Source organism: Rhizobium sp. 57MFTsu3.2, from assembly GCF_012932765.1.
GTDB lineage: Bacteria > Pseudomonadota > Alphaproteobacteria > Rhizobiales > Rhizobiaceae > Rhizobium > Rhizobium altiplani.
Genome location: NZ_JDWI01000046.1, coordinates 1 through 19154 on the forward strand (window position 1 = coordinate 1; position 19154 = coordinate 19154).

Annotated in this window: 26 protein-coding genes and 1 pseudogene; 12 read left to right on the forward strand and 15 right to left on the reverse strand. The window is 56.2% G+C overall.

What is annotated here, in order from left to right; all coding sequences use genetic code 11:
* The coding region (locus AF71_RS31400) for a hypothetical protein (RefSeq protein ID WP_210258411.1) at nt 1-189 on the forward strand (189 nt) is incomplete at its 5' end.
* 67 nt (nt 190-256) lie between these two features.
* Here the strand turns inward: AF71_RS31400 and AF71_RS31980 are convergent.
* The 3 genes from AF71_RS31980 to AF71_RS29310 all read right to left on the reverse strand — a co-directional run bounded on the left by AF71_RS31980 (nt 257) and on the right by AF71_RS29310 (nt 2247).
* Nucleotides 257-961 (reverse strand): alpha-amylase family glycosyl hydrolase, encoded by a 705-nt coding sequence (locus AF71_RS31980; protein WP_348644157.1) that lies wholly within the window; start codon nt 959-961, stop codon nt 257-259.
* Nucleotides 962-1203: 242 nt separating this feature from the next.
* Entirely contained in the window at nt 1204-1980 is a 777-nt protein-coding gene (locus AF71_RS29305; RefSeq protein WP_169684197.1) for an SDR family NAD(P)-dependent oxidoreductase, read from the reverse strand.
* Complete coding sequence (locus tag AF71_RS29310; RefSeq protein ID WP_169684198.1) at nt 1981-2247, reverse strand: hypothetical protein; 267 nt, start codon at nt 2245-2247, stop codon at nt 1981-1983.
* A 645-nt stretch (nt 2248-2892) separates the two neighbouring features.
* On the opposite strand from AF71_RS29310, the gene AF71_RS29315 reads away from it, so the two are divergent.
* The 3 genes and pseudogenes from AF71_RS29315 to AF71_RS29325 all read left to right on the forward strand — a co-directional run bounded on the left by AF71_RS29315 (nt 2893) and on the right by AF71_RS29325 (nt 4254).
* Entirely contained in the window at nt 2893-3393 is a 501-nt protein-coding gene (locus tag AF71_RS29315) for a sigma-70 family RNA polymerase sigma factor (RefSeq protein ID WP_169684199.1), read from the forward strand.
* Between the two features lie 171 nt (nt 3394-3564).
* Nucleotides 3565-3778, forward strand: a pseudogene (locus AF71_RS29320) (hypothetical protein).
* 29 nt (nt 3779-3807) lie between these two features.
* Nucleotides 3808-4254, forward strand: coding sequence for a hypothetical protein (locus AF71_RS29325; protein WP_113162972.1), 447 nt, complete (start codon nt 3808-3810; stop codon nt 4252-4254).
* A gap of 24 nt (nt 4255-4278) precedes the next feature.
* Here AF71_RS29325 and AF71_RS29330 read toward each other — a convergent pair whose 3' ends face one another.
* The 4 genes from AF71_RS29330 to AF71_RS32190 all read right to left on the reverse strand — a co-directional run bounded on the left by AF71_RS29330 (nt 4279) and on the right by AF71_RS32190 (nt 6708).
* Complete coding sequence (locus AF71_RS29330; protein WP_169684200.1) at nt 4279-4701, reverse strand: hypothetical protein; 423 nt, start codon at nt 4699-4701, stop codon at nt 4279-4281.
* Between the two features lie 119 nt (nt 4702-4820).
* Entirely contained in the window at nt 4821-4982 is a 162-nt protein-coding gene (locus tag AF71_RS29335; RefSeq protein ID WP_113162970.1) for a DUF1328 domain-containing protein, read from the reverse strand.
* A gap of 73 nt (nt 4983-5055) precedes the next feature.
* The gene (locus tag AF71_RS31985; RefSeq protein WP_246733877.1) at nt 5056-5979 is read right to left on the reverse strand and encodes a hypothetical protein; all 924 of its coding nucleotides are present in this window, start codon (nt 5977-5979) and stop codon (nt 5056-5058) included.
* A 594-nt stretch (nt 5980-6573) separates the two neighbouring features.
* Nucleotides 6574-6708 (reverse strand): hypothetical protein, encoded by a 135-nt coding sequence (locus tag AF71_RS32190; RefSeq protein ID WP_281412475.1) that lies wholly within the window; start codon nt 6706-6708, stop codon nt 6574-6576.
* On the opposite strand from AF71_RS32190, the gene AF71_RS31990 reads away from it, so the two are divergent.
* Nucleotides 6707-7474 (forward strand): phospholipase D-like domain-containing protein, encoded by a 768-nt coding sequence (locus AF71_RS31990; protein ID WP_246733878.1) that lies wholly within the window; start codon nt 6707-6709, stop codon nt 7472-7474. The two genes, AF71_RS32190 and AF71_RS31990, sit on opposite strands and share 2 nt — an antisense overlap.
* On the opposite strand, the gene AF71_RS29350 is transcribed toward AF71_RS31990, so the two are convergent.
* Entirely contained in the window at nt 7424-8395 is a 972-nt protein-coding gene (locus AF71_RS29350; protein ID WP_169684202.1) for a lysylphosphatidylglycerol synthase domain-containing protein, read from the reverse strand. The genes AF71_RS31990 and AF71_RS29350 overlap by 51 nt on opposite strands.
* A gap of 66 nt (nt 8396-8461) precedes the next feature.
* Here AF71_RS29350 and AF71_RS29355 point away from each other — a divergent pair, with 66 nt between their 5' ends.
* Nucleotides 8462-9220: an endonuclease/exonuclease/phosphatase family protein gene (locus AF71_RS29355; protein ID WP_169684203.1), complete on the forward strand. Its 759-nt coding sequence runs from the start codon at nt 8462-8464 to the stop codon at nt 9218-9220.
* Between the two features lie 225 nt (nt 9221-9445).
* On the forward strand, nt 9446-9664 hold the full coding sequence (locus tag AF71_RS31995) for a type II toxin-antitoxin system RelE/ParE family toxin (protein ID WP_348644158.1): 219 nt from the start codon (nt 9446-9448) through the stop codon (nt 9662-9664).
* Here the strand turns inward: AF71_RS31995 and AF71_RS29365 are convergent.
* The 3 genes from AF71_RS29365 to AF71_RS29375 all read right to left on the reverse strand — a co-directional run bounded on the left by AF71_RS29365 (nt 9661) and on the right by AF71_RS29375 (nt 11149).
* Nucleotides 9661-9975: a helix-turn-helix transcriptional regulator gene (locus AF71_RS29365; protein WP_169684204.1), complete on the reverse strand. Its 315-nt coding sequence runs from the start codon at nt 9973-9975 to the stop codon at nt 9661-9663. The two genes, AF71_RS31995 and AF71_RS29365, sit on opposite strands and share 4 nt — an antisense overlap.
* A 391-nt stretch (nt 9976-10366) precedes the next feature.
* Nucleotides 10367-10546 (reverse strand): hypothetical protein, encoded by a 180-nt coding sequence (locus AF71_RS29370; protein ID WP_169684205.1) that lies wholly within the window; start codon nt 10544-10546, stop codon nt 10367-10369.
* A gap of 297 nt (nt 10547-10843) precedes the next feature.
* Entirely contained in the window at nt 10844-11149 is a 306-nt protein-coding gene (locus AF71_RS29375) for a hypothetical protein (protein ID WP_169684206.1), read from the reverse strand.
* Between the two features lie 196 nt (nt 11150-11345).
* On the opposite strand from AF71_RS29375, the gene AF71_RS29380 reads away from it, so the two are divergent.
* The gene (locus AF71_RS29380; RefSeq protein WP_169684207.1) at nt 11346-12611 is read left to right on the forward strand and encodes a DUF763 domain-containing protein; all 1266 of its coding nucleotides are present in this window, start codon (nt 11346-11348) and stop codon (nt 12609-12611) included.
* Nucleotides 12612-12748: 137 nt separating this feature from the next.
* On the opposite strand, the gene AF71_RS29385 is transcribed toward AF71_RS29380, so the two are convergent.
* Nucleotides 12749-13030 carry a hypothetical protein gene (locus AF71_RS29385; RefSeq protein WP_169684208.1) on the reverse strand — a complete coding sequence of 94 codons (282 nt, stop codon included), beginning with the start codon at nt 13028-13030 and terminating at the stop codon, nt 12749-12751.
* A 315-nt stretch (nt 13031-13345) separates the two neighbouring features.
* On the opposite strand from AF71_RS29385, the gene AF71_RS29390 reads away from it, so the two are divergent.
* The 4 genes from AF71_RS29390 (at nt 13346) to AF71_RS29405 (ending at nt 17085) form a co-directional block, all read left to right on the forward strand.
* Complete coding sequence (locus tag AF71_RS29390; RefSeq protein ID WP_169684209.1) at nt 13346-13864, forward strand: DUF992 domain-containing protein; 519 nt, start codon at nt 13346-13348, stop codon at nt 13862-13864.
* A 317-nt stretch (nt 13865-14181) separates the two neighbouring features.
* On the forward strand, nt 14182-15276 hold the full coding sequence (locus AF71_RS29395) for a flavodoxin family protein (RefSeq protein ID WP_169684210.1): 1095 nt from the start codon (nt 14182-14184) through the stop codon (nt 15274-15276).
* A 3-nt stretch (nt 15277-15279) separates the two neighbouring features.
* Nucleotides 15280-16590, forward strand: coding sequence for a cation:proton antiporter (locus AF71_RS29400; protein WP_169684211.1), 1311 nt, complete (start codon nt 15280-15282; stop codon nt 16588-16590).
* 273 nt (nt 16591-16863) lie between these two features.
* On the forward strand, nt 16864-17085 hold the full coding sequence (locus AF71_RS29405; protein WP_029792648.1) for a hypothetical protein: 222 nt from the start codon (nt 16864-16866) through the stop codon (nt 17083-17085).
* Nucleotides 17086-17212: 127 nt separating this feature from the next.
* Here AF71_RS29405 and AF71_RS29410 read toward each other — a convergent pair whose 3' ends face one another.
* From AF71_RS29410 to AF71_RS32005, 3 genes are all read right to left on the reverse strand, one after another.
* On the reverse strand, nt 17213-18226 hold the full coding sequence (locus tag AF71_RS29410) for a hypothetical protein (RefSeq protein WP_246733879.1): 1014 nt from the start codon (nt 18224-18226) through the stop codon (nt 17213-17215).
* A gap of 441 nt (nt 18227-18667) precedes the next feature.
* Nucleotides 18668-18934: a response regulator gene (locus tag AF71_RS32000; protein ID WP_246733880.1), complete on the reverse strand. Its 267-nt coding sequence runs from the start codon at nt 18932-18934 to the stop codon at nt 18668-18670.
* A 2-nt stretch (nt 18935-18936) separates the two neighbouring features.
* Nucleotides 18937-19113 carry a DUF2934 domain-containing protein gene (locus AF71_RS32005; RefSeq protein WP_348644159.1) on the reverse strand — a complete coding sequence of 59 codons (177 nt, stop codon included), beginning with the start codon at nt 19111-19113 and terminating at the stop codon, nt 18937-18939.
* Nucleotides 19114-19154: the final 41 nt, after the last annotated feature.

A 19154-nucleotide genomic window follows, 5' to 3' on the forward strand; every position in this document is an offset into this window, starting at 1 on the left:
GTGCATGTCGGGAAGCACGCAGATGTCGAAGGACGATTTCGATATGTCGATGCCGATAAAGCGGCTAGTATAGGTCATGAGGCGATGTCTCCCTTATACGCGAGCGCGAAGCTCTCTCAACGGTTCGACGAAGCCTCGAAATGCGCAAAGGGTTCTGCTTTTTTACGAACGAAAGTTCAGGCCCGCTAGGACCAACCGCTCTGCGCATCGTCACTGCGGTGTTGCAATCACCTCAATGGCAAACGAGGCCGGTGCATCATAACCGATGCACCGGCCTCGCAATGTATAAGGGCCCGCCATCTCGAGAGAGAAGATTGGTGGCATTGGCAGGGTTTTCCGTGATCAAGTGCACATGACGATCCAGAAAGCGCGCGCGAACCTTTTCAGAAATCTCTTTCAGTATGTGCGGGTCGGTTCGATCCTCAATTTGGTCTACGGCATCGAACCTCAATCCATCGAAACGGAATTGATCAAGCCAATAGATCACGTTGTCGATGAAAAAGCGCCTCACAGGCTCCCTTTCGAACGCAATCTTCGGGCCCCATGGTGTTGGATCGTCTTTACGAAAGAACTCTGCTGCATAAAGCGGCAGAAAATTCCCCTCTGGTCCGAAGTGGTTGTAAACGACATCAAGAAAGACCATGAGGCCATATCGATGGGCTTCGTCCACAAAGCTTTTGACGTCGTCTGGCGAACCATAGGAATTATGAGGAGCATAGGGATAGACGCCGTCGTATCCCCACCCTCTTGTGCCTGGAAATTGTGCGAGCGGCATGATCTGGACGGCCGAAACACCTAGTTCCGCAAGCCGATGCAGGTGCTTTTCTGCAGCCGCGAACGTTCCTTCGGCTGTAAATGTGCCAATATGAATCTCGTAGATTATGGCCTCCTCCCAGGGACGGCCCTTCCAAGGTACCTTCCAATTGAAGTCGGATCCCCAGAGGCAAGATGGTCCGAGCACCCCGGCGCTTTGCCGCCGTGAGGCCGGGTCCGGAACACGTGTGCCGTCCGCAAGGACAAATCAATAGTCCGCATCGTCGGCCAAGGTTTCCGTAACGGAAAACCAGCCATCATCAGCCCGGTCCATTGGTACCTGCCGATCATCGATCGCGACAGAGATTCGCGCCTGCGTCGGCGCCCAAAGCCTGAGGATGGTTGACCCGTCGGGATTGGAGGCTGGTCCCCAAAAAAATTCCCAGTCTTTCATCGCAGCAACCCCTGTCCACCGTCGACGAAGACCGGGCTTCCAGTGATGTGCCGAGAGGCCGTGCTCACCAAGAAAAGGATGGAGTCGGCCACATCGCCAGCCCGCCCCGGCTCCCCTCCCGAGATCGGAACGGTACCTTCCGGCCAGATCACCGGTACCTCCGACTCCTCCCTGTGTCGAACCCCGGTCGAATCTTCGATGTTGGTCTCGATCGCGCCAGGACATACGACATTGATGCGAATTGCATGGCGGGCGAGCTCGAGGGCAAGCTGCTGGGCCATGGCGACTTGGGCGGCTTTGGTCGCGCTATAAGCGGTTGCACCTGGTGTCGTGAATGTGCGCACCCCGTTGATGGAAGAAACGATGACGATCGCTCCTCCCCCTGACTGCTTCAGTAACGGAACCATCTTATTCAGGGTCAAGTAGGTCCCACGCAAGTTGACATTAATGGTTGTATCCCATTCCGCGGGTGTGAGGTCATCGATCGGTGCCCATACGCCATTTATGCCGGCATTTGCGATGACCGCATCGAGGCGTCCGAAACCTTCCAAGATTTTACCTGCCGCGTGCTCCATATCTTGCTCCGACGCGACGTCGCCTGCCATTGCTATTGCCGTCGTCCCGGTTTTTTCAAGGCGCTTCTTGAGTGCATCGAGTGCGCTTGGATCCAGATCGAAAAGGAACAGATCGTAGCCGGCTTGCGCCAGTTTCTCTGCCGTCGCCAGCCCGATCCCCGATCCCGCTCCTGTGACAAGTGCAACGGGCTTAGCCATCTATTGTCCCTCGTCGCGCTCCGTGGGATCGCTCGGAGTCGCTCGGGAGGCGGCAGCGACAGGTTCGAAAGTGGTGGCGTTGCCGTCGGTTCCGAATGCCGTAAGCTGTACCAGGACCTCCTTGGCGCGTCGCACGGCGCTCTCTCCCCCGAGACTGCGGTCATCGGTTACCACCCTGACTGAAACAAGTTCGCCTCCCTCGCCGACAAATTCGACCGTGAGCTTTCCATCGACAACAGAGCCCACATGGGTTTCGAGAAGCTGCATGACGTCCTCCTGCACTGGCGAGAAGGAATGCTTGGGACGAGGCGTTGTTCCCCTTCGATGCCAAACAGATACTGACATCATAAGGGCGCGCGCCTTGCCCGCGCGATCAGTGTCGGCAGGGCATCGTGAATACTGAGAGAAGGTGCAGTGCTTCTTAAACTCAGGGCAAGAATTTTGCGACAGTAGTTCTCAGTGTACGGACGCCGACGTAGGAGCGTTGATCAGGATCGCCTCAGGGCCCGGATATCGAGAAATCAGAAGGGTGACCAGTTCATCCTGGGTGTTATGACCCTGGTGAAAGAGATCTATGGCCGCTTCGCAAAGTACCTCGGAAGCTCTTTCGTCCGGTTTGGCGTCAAAATGCTTGTACCAGGTCTGAACTGAACGTGAGAGCATCGCCATATCTGCATCCCGAAGCCATCGCATGAAGGTCAAATTCATTCTCCCGTTGCTTGGTCGGGAGCCATCGTAACTTCCATATATTAGAGGTCAATCATGACGTCGCGTACGGTAACGGACGGTAATAGTAGCCTTCCGATAGACCGAGGTCGGCCCCGAGCGTGCGGTATCGCACCAATTCGGTTTTGCTGGAACCAAACACTCATTTGAGGTTTTTCTTCGAGTATCCGTTGCGGGGAAGAGATAATGACCGCACCCATTTCTCCCGGCTCGATGAGCGAGGAAATTGCCGAGCTCATTCCGGCACTACGGGCATTTGCCCGTACTTTCTATAGGCATCCCAACGACGCAGATGACCTTGTACAGGAAACACTTGTTAAGGCTCTGTCGAACCTTGATCATTTCAAGGAGGGGACGCGGCTGAAATCGTGGCTATTCACCATTATGCGCAACAGTTTTTGTACACGGTATCGGATTGCGAAACGGGAGATCGTTGGGATGGCGGACGGTTTGTCGCTAAAGCGAGCCGTCGCGCCCGAACAGGAGTGGAGGGTTCGCGGTCATGAGCTTGAGGTGGCATGTGCAAGTCTGCCGGCCAAGTATCGCAGCGCTTTTGAGTTCATTTTCATTGATGGGCGCAGCTACGAGGAGGCGGCCGATCACTTCCATTGCCCGATCGGCACTATCAAGAGCCGTGTCAATCGCGCGCGACGGCATCTCATGATCGAACTTGAAGTACCGGGCTAATCACTTGGGGATCTGTCGTCAACGCCCGCGCACTTGTGATGGACGATGAAAGGCGTCGGTTGCAGATTTCCAAACCGAAATCCTTTAACGGGATTAGCGCCCTTCCATTGCCAGCAATACCCAGGGAACCAAGTCGGCCGCGTCGGTTCAAGACTGAGAATGGAGGAAATCATGAAATCGAAACCCGCGACAGACGCGAAGGGGGCCTTCGCACCATCGCAAGCAAAGCGCGAAAGCGACGGCGTTGGAAGTGCCAAGCCCACAGTGGTCACCGGATCGCAGGATGCCACCGTGAAAAAAGGTCCCCCCTGGTAGCAAAAAGATCAAGGACTGGAACATCAACTACGACATTTCAGAAGTGAAGCAAGACAACGATCAAGGTTAGCAAAAGGCGCAGTTTACGGAGAACGAGCCATGTCGAACGTCGTCAAAACGGGCCAGGACGAATCTAATAATGCAACCAGTCGAACGACCTTTGGTCGCTCGACGGAGAGTCAGGCCCAGATCCGTGATGCTGCTGCAGTCGAGACGTACTCACCGGACGAGCCGTTGAATGTCTATCGGCTTGAACCGATCGCCGCACCAGATGATCCGCGGTGGGACAATGCCACAAACCATGGCATTGTCATCGTTGCGGCCCGAACCGCTGGCGATGCTCGTATTGTAGCAGCGAGCCGGGAACTTGATTTCATGGAGATTGACGCTGCTCCAGCTGAGGATGTCACCACATCGAACGCAAGTGCCTTTCGAGACGACAAGCTCTATACGGTTGTCGAAATCGAGCGGGGACGTTCGGACCTGAAACGTGGTGTACTAGGCGGCAATGTCTCGGTGAACACAATCATATCGACCCAGACCTGAACTTCCGGCGGCGGTCGGAGGTCCTTATCCTTCGGTCCGGCGTTGAATGGCTGCTGCCACAAGCGGCAGGGCCGCAGTGAGTGCTGATCCGAGCGGTATGGTGCGAAGTAGGCTTGCCAGGACATAGGTACCAACCATTGCTCCCGCCAGTTTCAGCCATGGGTAGTCACCGAGTTGCGCATGCGCGCTCGCATCCGCCCATTCGGCACGTGAACGGATTACAGTCTCAGCTTGCCGTGTAACAACGGAAAGCCTTGCACGAAGATGCTCAACTTCGTCCTGTACTGCTAAAAAATCAGCGTGAACGTCCCCAAAAGTTCGCCGCGAAAGCGCATCAGGTACGACCCGATCATCCGCGTGAGCATCTGCCTCCAGCAAAGCCAAGTGCTCCTGTAAGTCCTCGTCGGTGTCGAACGCGACCGGGCGTCCAGTAGTGTCGGCAGTCATCCTAGTCTCTCCAAATTTTCCGCGCGTCATCGCGAAGCGGAGGCTTTCCTCACTAACTCACACGAACAGACACGGCGGCGGATTTCCGCCACCGAGCGAGGCTCATTCCAACGAATTCTTCATCGCTTGATCACACGCATTGCGATTGAGACGACAAAAAGAACCAGAAAGATGAAGAATAGGACCTGAGCGATCGATGCGGAAGCGCCAGCGATCCCGCCGAAACCAAGTACACCGGCAATCAATGCGACCACCAAAAATACAAGAGCATAGTAGAGCATTTCAACCTCCGTCATTTTGACGAGAGGAAAACGGAGCGAAAGGCGATTGGTTCCGAGGCCGGCCAGTAGTGGGTCAGAAAGCTGCCAGCGTGCGGCTCCTGGTGAACGCGAAGTCACCATCATTGGGCTTCGGCGGCTCAGCGGCGGCCAGATATGCATTTACGGGAACAGTCAAAACGAACCAGACACCCGCTCCGAGGATGAACAATTCTCCGGATTGATCGCCTGCGCGAGCAATCATTGGCAGGCAGACAGAAATCAGGAGCACAAGCATCCGCGCCGACCACTCGGTTTCTCGCTTCCTGATTGCGAGGGCCGCCCTTGCGCGATAGGCGCGTGCGTCATAGTCACCGCACTTCGGCCCTGCCAGAAGGTTCCAGGCGGGGCGCAATGACAGAAGCATCAAGGTACTTGCCGCAATCAACCAACCAGTTCCTGAGAGGAACCAGCAGCTCACAGCAATCAGGCACGAAATCACGATGAGCTCCCAAGCAGGACCGAGCTCGTCCGGGGAGCGCCGGCTTTTCTCATGCCAGATCTGGAGTGCCCGCGAAGCCCCCTGAAGCATCGGCTGGTCAACGAAACGACTGATAAATTCCATATTGCGCCCTTTGGTCCACGAAACACCAACAACAGGCAATTTCGGCAGGAGCGTGGCGTCGCTGTCAAAACGGTCAGGCGTCAACTGACAAACGCCCGGCGCAGGTGAGGAAAGGACGTCGTGAATCCGGGCGAGATGGCATCGTTTCGTCCCTGTCATCGAGCGGGCAACCGTTGCCAAGTCATCGACAAGTTGGAACCGGCGTGCCGTTACCTTCGCGGCGTTGGACGGTGCACGTTTGGGCGGACACCACTGCGATCGTATTGAGCTGGCCCTCGATTTTTTTTGCCGGATCTGGAACACGCCGCTCGCCGCGCGCGTTTCGCGAGACATCAAAATCGCCACGACGTTACAGGAAAAACAGCGCCAAATGCACGAGTATCGATTGGCAGACAATGCCCCCAATCCGGATCGCTTCCGGACTGTCTTCCCTTCTCTAAGCCGTTTGGCAGGTCAAAAGCCTGTACGAAGTATCGTCCGCCAAGGACGCAACGCCTGGCGCACTGGCGTTGCTGATGAGGCTACATTTCTGATCGACGGCGAAGCATACTTTTCTGCGCTCGACGACGCGCTTGGGCGAGCGCAGCGCGAGATCTGGATCATTGGTTGGGATTTTAACCCGGATATTCGCCTGCGACCCCATTCAAGCACCGAAACACTTGGCGAACGTCTCTTGTCGCTAGTGGATAACCTCCCGCAACTAAGGGTCAGAATTCTGGTTTGGGGGATGGGTCCTATCTATTCGGGCAAGTCATTGCGGCTGTTTCGACAGAGCCCAATCTCCAGACATCCGCAGATCTCATTGAATTTCGATTTTAAACATCCACTGCGTGCTTGCCACCACCAGAAGCTCGTTTCAATCGACGGAAGTGTCGCCTTCATGGGTGGCATCGACCTGACAGCCAGACGGTGGGACGAATCCGACCACCGGAGTGCAAATCCTCTAAGACTCTCCCCTGACGGTACTCCCTACCCGCCTGTTCACGATGTTCAATGCCTGGTTTCGGGTGAGGTAGCGGGAATGATCCGTGATGTGGCCAGACGACGTTGGAAGAGGGCAACCAGCGAGAGTGTGTCTTCCGAGATCGATGCGACGATCATCCGACCAGCTTTGGCGGCCGACATGATGCAAGCTCCCGCGGCTATCGCCCTGACCGAACCAGGCCTCATTGGCAAGCGTGGACGCTATGAGGCACGTCGGCTCACGCGCGATGCCATCGCCGCAGCCAAGAGATATATCTATGTCGAAACTCAATATCTTGCGTCCGCCGGCGTCGGCCGGGCGCTTGCAAGGCGATTGAAGGAACCGAACGGGCCTGAGATCGCGGTAATCGTCACAAAGACCTCGCACGGTTGGATAGAGAAGTTCGCCATGGGCAGCAACCGCGACCGCCTGATACGGCGTCTGAAGCGCGCCGATTGGTTCGATCGACTGAAGGTGATGTATGCCGTCACGTCCGACGACAATGGCGGCGAGGAGGAAATCACTGTTCATTCGAAGCTCATTATCATCGACGACCGCTTCGTACGCGTGGGATCCTCCAACCTCAACAATCGTTCAGAAGGCCTGGATACGGAGTGCGATCTCGCACTCGAAGCCGATTGCGCTGCCCATCAGGAGGCCATTACGTCACTTCGCCACCGCCTCATCGCGGAGCACCTGAGCGCGAGCGTTGCCGAGGTCCGTGAGGTGGAGAAGTCGCGATCAATGCTTGGAGCTATCGCTGCGCTGAACACCCGGGAGCGCGGCTTGAGAGAGTACGAGGTCGATCCTGATTGCAGCGCGACGGGCCTTTTGCCGGGGTCCGCGCTTGTCGACCCCCGGCGGCCTTATTGGCCACTACAGAAGTTGCGCTTGAGGCTCGGACGGTTTCTCGCGACCCTTGTCTAGCCGCTTCTTTTTCACGTTGCGGGTTATCAACTCGCTGATTGCGAAAACGGGCAATCCCAACAGCAACGGCACCAGGAAATAAATCACGCGGAATGCCACGAGCCCCCCGATCGATGCAGCCCCTGGAAGCACGGTCGTGACTGTGGCCTCCAGCACACCGAGGCCGCCGGGCACGTGAGCGACAAGAATGGCCACGTTGGCGAGGACGAACGCCGTTGCGCTTTCGACGAAGCTCACCGGCGCCTCGCTTGCCAGGACCTGATGCAGACATGCGGCAACGAAGGTGAAGTTAAGCGTACCAATCGCGATCTGTCCAACTGCAAGTCTGATGTTCGGCATTGTGAAACACCATTTCCAGAGCCGCAATGGCGAGCGCACCGTGGCGGAAAGAACGACGTAGGCTACCGGCAGTGACAGTACGCCAAGACCGATCCAGAAGGGATTGCTGCTGCTCACACCCAACAGTTTGCTGACATCGGTCGGATTTATGAGACAGACTATGCCTCCGAGTGCAGACAGCCCGAGCATGACCGTTACCCCGCAAAACAAGACGACTTTGGCGACCTCCTCAGCGTCCAGCCCCCATCGTGTGTAGTAGCGATATCGAACGGCGCCGCTGCTCAGGGCGGCCACGCCAAGATTATGGCCGATCGCAAGCGCGGTGAAGGAGGCAATCGCTGCTTTCGGATAGGCCAGCGGCCGGCCAACATATCGCAAAGCCATCCAATCGAAGCCCGTGAGGCAAAGATAGGAAAGAGCACAAAATGCAAAGCCGGAAACCAGACGCCAGCGGGGAATCCGGTCAATCGATTGCAGGATCTCGTCAAAGGTATACCGGTTGAAGACCTTGTAGAGCAGGTAGGCCGCAAGCAGCAGGCCGAACACGAGAAAAATATTGAAAAGGATGCGCCTTGTCGACATGAAGGATCCGTCCGTTTGATGTCTTTGTCTTTGGGAACGAAATTGGGCCAGACGGGTTCCGGCTGAATGGCTACACCACCACCCTCATGTCCCCCACGCGACCAACGCGAGATCAAGATTCTCACCTACAACGTTCACAGCTGTGTCGGGACGGACCGCAGAATTGACCTGAACCGGATTGCGGATGTTATTGCGCAAACTCAAGCAGACATCATTGCACTCCAGGAGCTGGACGTCGGCCGAAGAAGAACCGGCGGTGTCGACCAGGCAGCGACTATTGCGACGCTGCTAAAGATGAACGCCCACTTTCACCCGGCACTGCATGTCGAGGAAGAACGCTATGGCGACGCCATTCTGACGGCACTGCCCGTGCGCCTGATAAGGGCGGCACCCCTCCCCTCGATCGGCGAAACGCGCGGCGCAATCTGGGTGCAGGTCGATGTTCACGGGCAACCGCTTAACGTTCTCAATACACACCTAGGGCTTCGCAACCGCGACCGTATCCGGCAGGTCGCAGCGCTGTTCGGCGACGACTGGATTGGACATGCCGAGTTTCGTTCCTCGCCGTCAATCGTCTGCGGAGATCTGAATGCCACACCCTCGACTTCCGCCTACAAACGGCTGTCAATGCACTTTCAAGATGCGCAATTATTGACAACAATAAAGCCTCGACCGACATTTCCTTCGCGCTTTCCCCTTTTGCGTATCGATCATGTCTTCGTATCGCAGGAAATCCGGGTAAGGTCGTCGTCAATTGTATTCGATCCGCTTGCACGTCGAGCCTCAGATCACCTGCCGCTGTTGGTAGGCTTTCGCATCGAATAAGCTTGCGAGGCTTGGGATCGAGTGGCTGGAAAGAGAGGTTTTATGAAGTGATGAGGGAAAATGTCCAAAAAATTGAATTTAGAGTACGTCAATAATTCCGCACTGAAGGCGATGAAGGCTCTTCCGAAGGAGATCGGACTCCAATTCGCGACGGACCTGCAGCGGGTGCAAGAAGGCAAGGATCCCCTGTCGGATTTTAAACATTGAAGTGGAATCGGACCTGGCGTGATAGAGCTGATCGAGAACGGAAGTCCGGCTTACCGAGCAGTATACTGCGCCAAGTACGAAGATACCGTCTTCGTGCTGCACGCTTTCACCAAAACCACAAACGGGGTCGATAGGGCAGCGATGAAGACGGTGGACGAGCGCTTCAAGGCGATGATGAAAGAGGTTAACGCTCGGAAGAAGCAAAGGAGATATAAGAGACAACTTAGGCCGCGTTAAGCGGCCTCTGTCATTTCTACATCGCAGACTATTCTGTGATGTTCAAAGGATGGTTTGAAGCGAACGCCGAGGCGGGCCAGATAGCCAATGAGCCTATCAGCGGAGAATAGGTGAACCTTCCCCCGCATCAGCTCGCTAACTCTTGGCTGTGGTATGCCTAGTGCTTCTGCTGCATTTGCTTGTTTCCACCCGCGATCCTGGATTAGATCGACGAGAGCGGAGATCAGGGCAGCCCGGAAGCTCAAATCGGCAGCTTCATCCTTGTCGTCAACGAGTGACTCGAAGACGTTGTCATAGACAAGCCGTTCCATTTGCCTTCCCTTTATACAGGTTTCAGTATATAATCAAGAATGATTGGGGCGTCAAGTTAGTTCCAAATTGTTTTTTTGCGTTTTAGGTCACATGGTCAGGCGCAATATCCGCCCTGGCGGACTTGGCTCGCCCGCAAGCCCTCTCTTCAGTCCCTGTCATCTTGGCCTACTAGGCACGCCTGACTTGGCAGCTCTGCAGGAGCTGTGCCGAGAGCATAACGCCACGCTGCTGGTCGATTGCGCACATGACCTCGGATGCATCGGCCCAGACGGTCTGGGCATGCTCTATGGTCGGAAAAATCGACGTTCTCTGACCGACCCAGTTTATTGTCGCCTGCGGTCCTGTTGGAAAGAAGCTACTTGTTTGAGGCTCACCGAACCTAGAGCAAGGTCACAACCCCTTTTGGGCGTATTTCGTCTTCAGGCTGTTGTAGGCATCTTGCCTAAACTGCTCGGCGGTTTCTTCGGAAGAAAATACACGCTCTGCAGTGATGTCTCCGTCTCTTATCGACACTTTGTATTGCCCATTGCGGCGGTCGATCACGGCGTCGAATAATGGCTCGATGTCCATTGTCACCTACCAATACATGTCGTTCAACCACCAGCATATGGTACACCCGCCCATAGGTAAGTCCATTGGACAAAGGTCCCTGTAAGGCCCTTTTTCAGGCGATAGAGGACATAGTCGGAGTGAGCGTCGGATGAGAGCGCTCGGGCCTTTGCGAATAGCCCCGAACGGAATGGCGCGCGTAACAAGAAGTGGTGTGCTTTGCGCTAACGACGTCGTTTTCTTTGCTTTTCCGGGTCTTGCGAAGTCGATCGATACATTGCGCAGATCCGACGACCATTGATGATTATCAAAGCGTGTTCATCCTTTCATACCTTCGCGGCCAAACTGCCGGTCGGCATTCTCGAAGGATGGCCAATAGCCATCTGACATGTAATCGGGTGGAAGCGGATCGAGCTTTGACAAAGCGGCGATCACGTACTCAACTTGAACCTTATAATGTTTAAGCGACAGCGGCATCGGGATTCCGGCGACGCGCTCTCGCGCTTCGTATCGCTGAATATCCGCTTTACGAAGACGCCTGTGACCCTCCTGCAAAATCTTGCAAGGCTCTTCTGTCACTCGTTCTTGCTCCTTCTGACGTCCGCCCGCAATTACCCTGAACAATTCCTTCCTCCTTGTTGTCCTGGTAGAGGTTTGGTGGAAAAATTGATTCACGGCAACCGCCCACCGGTCAGCGCGAAAACAATGCGACAACACAATCGGCCGCTCTGCAAAGAAAAAGCTTTGCCCATTCTCGCATTACGGCGCTTCAAGAACTTTATCGTTGTCTCGCCGTCTCAAACCATTTTATAAGCTTTACATGGTCCAACGAGCCGGCAGCGCCGATCTTCCTCTTCATGGTGGCCGCGTCCCACGATGGCTGGGCGAGCGCATGACACGGCTCGGTGCGGTCATCACCGAGGCAATCGTCATTCACTACGGTCGCGACGAATTGCTCAGCCGCATGGCACACCCGTTCTGGTTCCAGTCTTTCGGTGCAGTCATGGGCATGGATTGGCATTCGTCCGGCATCACGACAAGTGTCATCGGAGCGTTGAAGCGGGGCCTTAATCCGATGGCCGGCGAACTCGGCATTCATGTCTGCGGCGGCCGCGGCAGGCATTCGAGGCAGACTCCTGACGAGCTGATGGCCATCGGCAATCGCGTGGGAATTGATGGCGCCGCTCTTGCGCGCACCAGCAGGCTGGTCGCCAAAGTTGATAGCGCTGCGGTCCAGGATGGTTTCGATCTTTACCTGCACGGCTTCATTGTCACTGATGACGGTAAATGGGTCGTGGTCCAGCAAGGCATGAACGGCGGCAAGAGGCAGGCACGACGGTATCACTGGCATTCGGAGGGTCTCAGGAGCTTTGTGGATTCTCCGCATTCAGCAATCGAAGGACGCGGACAGGGGAATATTGTCAATCTTGCTGACCATCGAGCGGAAAGCTCGAGAAGGAGTCAGCTTGATTTGCTGGGCGTGTTGGGGCCGGATAAAATCCTGCGGGAGGTCATCGCGCTTGAACCGGCGCGGGAAGAGAAAAATGCGGCCCAGCCACTGTTGCCCCACCTCATCATGCCATCCCATCACGACGTGCGTGAGAAGGACGTCGACATGAAACGCCTGCATGGGACACTGGCGGCAGCGGCCGACCGCGGCCCAAAAGATTTTGAAGATCTTCTTCTAATTCCGGGAATCGGTGCACGGACAGTGAATGCCCTGGCAATGGTGGCCGAGGTTGTTCACGGCGCGCCATGTCGCTTCTCGGACCCCGCCCGCTTCTCGCTCGCCCATGGCGGAAAGGATCGCCATCCTTTCCCTGTGCCGGTCAAAGTCTATGACGAAACAATCAAGGTAATGAGGTCCGCCGTCGGCCGGGCAAGGCTTGGCCGCGAAGAGGAATTACAGGCTTTGAGGCGACTCGATGATCAGTCGCGGCAACTGGAACGCTATGTTACAGGGCCAGATCTGAAGGAGATCGTCGCCGGCGAATTCTTGCGGTCGCACGAACGGGGCGGCCGCAGTGTATTCGGGTGGGAGCATCCGACACGGGAAGACAGAGAACACCTGCGCCGCAAGCCTTGATGATTGGGGGTATCGCCCCTGTTTCGAGAAGCGACGAAAAATCCGGCCTCACGCACCCTGAACCGATACCGCGCTCAACCTTCCTCGGACCCAGCAGATCACTGTCCGTCTTGCTCAATTGCCGATTTGTCGGAAGGTCAGTTTAGGTATGGGCGGGCGCCCTTCCTGTTGGAAAACTGGTACACCAGCAGCATGCCCTGCTCCAGCAGAAGCTCGGCAGCTGGGAAATCGCGTAGCGCGAGATCGCCGCACAGCCCGCGGATTGTTGAGGCGAGGCACGTTGAATTGGTCACAAACCGTGCATCGCCCAAGGTTTCAGCTTCATCTGCGCTCGCTTCCAAAGCGTCGGCGACCGTCTCCAGCAAGTTGATTCTTTCAACGAGGGTCATCTCGTCCAGTCTCTTGGAAATCGCATTCATGACAGCCTCCTCGCGCGAACAGCTTTAAGTTCGCGGCGCTTTTTCATGGTGAAGTTATCTGATCGCTAAAAAGGTGGGGGCCCCGCTTCAGGAATGCAAATCATAGCTGACAAGCGCTGGTTGCACGGGTCTGCGACGCCCGGCAAGCGCTGCCCGTTCCCCCGGCTCGTCGTAAGTTGAAGAGCTTGATGGACGCGCGCGCTCGTCCTCGTTCCATCCGGATCGCAGCGCTTCGCAGAGGCGAGGACGGAACCTCTGCCCTCGGGATCGGTTAATTCCCAGGCCATATGGATTAACAATTGAGAGGAACCCGAGATGAAAAACATTATCCTAGCCATCGCAGCCGTGGCTTTTACAATTCCTTCGGGCGGCTGGGCAGCTACGACCCACAAGACGCAGCCCACGCAAAAAGTAGTCATCGTGAAAGAACCGCGCCAGAGACTGGGCACGCTGTCGTGCGAGGTCGCCGGAGGGGTGGGAATGGTTATCGGATCGAACCGTGCGATCAACTGCCGATTTCGCCAACAAGGCGGTTGGGTGGAGCAGTATGCCGGATCGATTGGCAAGCTTGGTCTTGATATCGGCGTAAGTGGCAAGTCCTATTTGAGTTGGGTTGTCGTCAATACAAAGCCGACGCGCGTCGGTGAAGGCGATCTCGCCGGTACCTATGTCGGTGCGTCCGCGAACGCGGCAATCGGTGTTGGCCTTGGTGCTAATGCTCTCGTCGGGGGCAATGCCGAAAACTTTGCGCTTCAGCCTGTCAGCGGACAGACCGGAACCGGGCTGAACGTTGCGGCTGGCGTCTCGCGATTGCAGCTCTCTCCAGTTCGTTGATCGGAACGGATGCGGAAAGCCAGAGTCATCCGAACCGAGATGTGTCACAACCTGGCGACGCCCCGGCGACGCCAGGCAATGGCATCGGACCTTCCAGCATAGGGCGGCTTAACGAAAGCGGGAATTCGCAGATACGCCGCAAGCGGATGAATGGTTCGCCAAAATGGGCGATCACCTAAGTGAGCGGACCGGGGAGCGCGACTTGCCAACATGCGATCAACGTGAGCGTAGACACAAGCATGACAAGCTTTTCAAATTAAACCTCAGGAACTCCGGGTTTGAAGTGACGTTGTTGCTTAAGGTCAAGGAGTTCACGAATGTCAAACATATCTTCGGCCGACCTTGAAGCAAGAAAAGGCAGTCCAAGCCCGCGCCTTGATGAAGACGAGTTCAGGCGTCGCTTCCTCAATCAGTTCCAGGATCCGGCTTACGAGCCTCTCACACCAGAGCTCACAAAGATCAGTGCTGCGGCTTGGGACGCTTACAAAAATTCCCGCAAGATTCCGAGAACTCGCAAGGCTGGCTGCGAGTTTGCGGACCCGGACTGTGATCTCGCCGCCGATTGGCTTGATGCGCGCCAAGCCATTCACGAAGCCAAGCGCCGGCATGATAACCAGAACGGGCCACATCGCTTGCTCCTCATCAACGGGTCATCCCGTGGCGAGCATACTTGTCCTGGCGAAGTCTCCAAAAGTTTCCGCATGATCCAGACGGCGCGGTCGGTGCTGGAGCAAAACCCGATGGTGACCATCAATGTTCTGGACCTTAGTCGTGTTGCTTCCGAATATGGCCGTCAGATCCATCCCTGCAAAGCTTGCTTTTCGACGTCGGCCGCACTTTGTCATTGGCCGTGCTCCTGCCATCCGAACTATTCGCTCGGACAGGTTCATGACTGGATGAACGAAATCTATCCACTGTGGGTCGAGGCCCATGGCATCATGATCGTGACCCCTGTCAATTGGTATCAGACCTCATCCCCTCTCAAGCTGATGATCGACCGACTTGTCTGCGCAGACGGAGGTAACCCGGATCCAACGACGACCCATGGAAAACACGCAAAAGAGGCCAAGGAGATCGAGATGAAGGGTTGGCACTACCCTCGCCATCTCGAAGGACGCATTTTCTCGGTGATCGTCCACGGAGACACCGAGGGCGCGGAAGGCGTCCGTCGCAGTGTTTCCGACTGGTTGAAATCGATGGCGCTTGTTCCAGCCGGCCCCCTTGCTGAGGTCGATCGCTACATCGGCTACTGGGAGCCCTATGCAACAAGTCACGTCGCCTTCGAAAAGGACCAGGCATTCCAAGAAGAGGGTCGCAATGCCGCTCGGACTCTTTTGGAAGCCGTCGTTGCGAAGAGGCAGGGTCATCAGATCGCCGCAGGCTCGCGGTTGAAGCAGGCGCGGGAGAAATAGGACTTGAACTCTTACGCCGTGACGCTGCTTCTGTTCGGTGCCGTCGTGCTTCTCACCGCGTGGCTTCCACTCGTTCTCCGGCGCATTCCGCTGTCGTTGCCCATCTGCTGCATTGGCATCGGAATTTTGTTGGCATGGTCCCCAATTTCTCCACTTCCGCGCATGAACCCCCTTGAGAACGCGGTATGGACCGAGCATTTCACGGAATTCGTCGTGATCGTCGCGTTGATGGGCGCCGGATTGAAGATCGACCGACCGCTTGGATGGCGGCGGTGGATGACTACGTGGCGTCTGCTCGGACTGGCGATGCCGTTGTCGATAGGTGCTATTGCGTTCCTGGGCTGGAGCGTTCTGGGCCTTGGCCTGGCATCAGCCCTCCTTCTGGGGGCGGCGCTTGCCCCGACCGATCCGGTACTTGCGGGTGATGTGCAGGTCGGTCCTCCGAAGACCGGAGAAAAAGATGACATCCGTTTCGCACTGACGTCCGAAGCCGGACTGAATGATGGACTGAGTTTTCCGTTTGTCATGGCCGCGATCGCCATCGCGGCAAGTGGCGGTGACTGGGGCTGGACAGCTCGGTGGTTCGTGGTGGACGTCGTTTGGCGGCTTGCCGCCGGCGTGGCCGTTGGCTGGGCCGTCGGTCGCCTCCTCGGCTTTCTCACTTTCAGGGCCCCTGAAGCTGGCCGGCTCGCCAAAACCGGCGACGGGTTGGCCGCGCTCGGCTTCACCTGTGTGTCGTACGCTGCAACGGAACTCGTTCATGGCTACGGATTTGTGGCCGTCTTTGTAACCGCACTTACCTTTCGTTCCATCGAGCGCAGTAGCGACTATCATGAGGAACTGCATGATTTTGGAGAGCAGATCGAACGGCTCTTAATGATGTTGCTGCTTGTTTGCTTCGGGTCGGCGGTGGCGGAGGGAAAACTGATCTCCTTCGCAGATTGGCGGGTGGTGGTGGTCGCGGGTCTGGTCCTGGCCGTTGTCCGTCCTGTGTGCGGCTGGATTTCCATGCTTGGTTGCCCACACCCCACGGCTGAGAAGTTGATAATCGCTGTCTTCGGCATCCGTGGTCTTGGTTCGATCTACTATCTCGCCTACGCCTCCGGAAAGGTGCAGTTCGAGGCTATCGAGACCGTCTGGTCGACTGTCTTTTTGATCATTCTCGTATCGATTGTACTTCACGGGGTATCGGTAACGCCGGTAATGAAATGGATCGACCGGCGCCGCGGTGTGGACCCGGCCCGGCGGATCGACGGGATGACCGCAATGGGGCGCAATTCACTCGAGCGAGGCGAAGGATCGGGCCGCGCGTGAACTCGTGACTCGGCCCCTCGATTACGCGTCAGCGCGGATTAGCCGAGGCGTTAAAGAACCATCAAACGCTGCACAAAGTGGACTACGTGTCAGGAGGGACGAGGATTGGTTTGCGTTCGGCATCGTCCCAATGGTCTAAACACTTGACTACTATGGCCGTTTTACAACAGGCCGGCTTCAACCACCGTCACATAAGAGAAATCTCATATATCGCGCATTGCCTTCCTACCGCCGGCCCTTCTAGGCTTGACCTCATTCGGGTAGGGGGGGCAGATGCGGCGGATTGAGCTGGCGAAACCGGTGTTAATATCGAGAGTGAACGACATGATTGATCGCATCCTGCAATGCTGGTGCGAAGAGAACGATTATCCAAGGGGAAGTGTTGAAGCGGGCCGAAAGGCAAAAAGCCTGCTCCAGTGGATCGAACTTGGGGTAACCGATGAAGCTGAATTGTCAGACCTGATCCGCAACGACATCGTCATCAACAGCAGATAGTGCATCCACTGCGGTTACGGCAGCATTCTGTTCGCGCAGAACTCTTGGACTGACCTTCAGCGCGGAGGCATGACCTGATTGCTTAAGGAAGGTGTCCGGTTGCGGTGCAGATCAATACAAAAGCGTTTCAAAGCTTGTATGCCACGCGCCCGCCCTTGGGCAGGACCTGGACCGGTTCGCCAATCGGACCGCCACGCAGCGGAAAGATACCAAGTTTCGAAACGATGACCGAATATCCAGTGTATTGCCGGATTGTATCCCCGTGGGCAAAGCGCAGTTCAGCTGCTAGCCCAAGCTTTTTCCCATCCGACAGCAATACCCAGACCGTCGCGCCGTTATCGTCACCGGCCATTTGTCTCCGGTTCCCATCTGGGCCTATACAGTAAAGGCCGTATCCGTTCGCAACCCAGTCCTCGTCACCATCCCCGTCGACGTCCATCCTGTCGATAAACCTGTCGGAGAGGTCCATTTTAGAGCCGTCGCTGCGCGCGTTGCAAGCATCCTGCCACCGCGCCAGACTGGCAAGCATTGCTGGCGGAAAGACGTTGCTCCATTTACTGACGAATTGGCCGGAATCGATCTTCTGTAGCCTTGCGCCCTTGACCGCATGTGGCGCGGTAGTGACGGGGCGGTCTTGGTTTGTCTTGGTCAGGAATGCCTGAAGTCGCGTACGCAGTTCCGCGTCGTCCCCGCTTGTCGGTTGGCGGAAAAACAACAGGAGAGATCGAGATACTCCCCCGGGCAGGTAAATAGTGCTGATGCGTTTGGGAACCTTCGGAAAGGTCGCACAAGAATCGCCATCCTCGAAGACGTAAAGAACCTGCGTCTCCAACTTGTTCTCTGTATTTGTCCTGGTGCCGTAAGCCGCCCATCCTTTGCCGGACTCGATCGTTTCCAATAGCAATCTTCGTGCCTTTTCCGGGACATCAGCAATTGCTGGCTGCGTATCAGACTGAGATTTGCCGGCGTAAATCGCCCCGTCACCTGAGGGGGAAACATGAAGCGGAGATATCACGAAATTCTCAAATGCTTCCGATACAATCCGCAGGCACTTCGGCGGGGGCGTTTCGTCTGCCAATGCAATGCTGCCCGCCGCGCTGATGCAAAATGCCAGGCTGGCGAGGGTTTGGCTAATTTTCATTCTCCACATCTCAATCCCACCTCTACCGCGCGTCTTCGAACCGTTGTAGCTTTCAAAAGACGGATAATTCAAGTTTTCGCGTTTCCGCAGCGCGAAACGCACGGCGAAGGCAGAAGATTTGAAGGGCCATACAATAAGGAACGGACCAGATACCGACAATGGTAGTCAAGGTCGACTACTCGTTCATGGTCGTCTAAACCGAGATAATTGAAACGCCTCTGTGAAAGTAGCGACAATACCGAAGCCTTGGGAAGACAAGGGCATTCGTGAAACCCCTAAAGACCAAGCCCGTTCTCAACTCGCCGGACTTTCCAAAATCCGACGACAGAACAAGGTGGCGATTAACCCATCATTTTCAACAGCTCAGTGTTGGAGGTTGGCTTGGAGATGAAATCTACGCCGCTTTCAATGCCGCGGGGGAGAGCCTGACGGCGTCCGAGGTCACGATAACTCCGGTTTCGGGCCATCGGACATGCACGGTTTCACAAGACCTAGGCCGTCCATGCTGCGCGGCATATCGATATCAGTAAAAAGCGTGTCGATCTGATTGATTTTGAAGAGGACCAACCCTTCGTCCGCATTCGCTGCCTTCAAAACGCGGTAGCCAGCCTTTTCGAGCAAATCAACAGTATCGTAACGAAGCTTCGCCTTGTCTTCGACAACGAGGATGTTGGTGGCACGATCGCGCCTGACAGGTCTTTCCGTCATGCCTAGGCGATCGAAGACTTCCTGACCGTCGGCAGAGGCGCCGGTCTGCTTGAGGAGAGCTCTCCCTCCAGGACAGCCTGTCGCCAATGAATCTTGTCTTCCCAGTACGGTCGTCCCGCCTGCTCCCAAAGTGCGTATGCGCGGTGAGCGATCCAATCCTGTCTGTTATCGGCCATCATCGTTCGTCCCCTGGTTTTGCAGCCATGACATGCGCGCTACA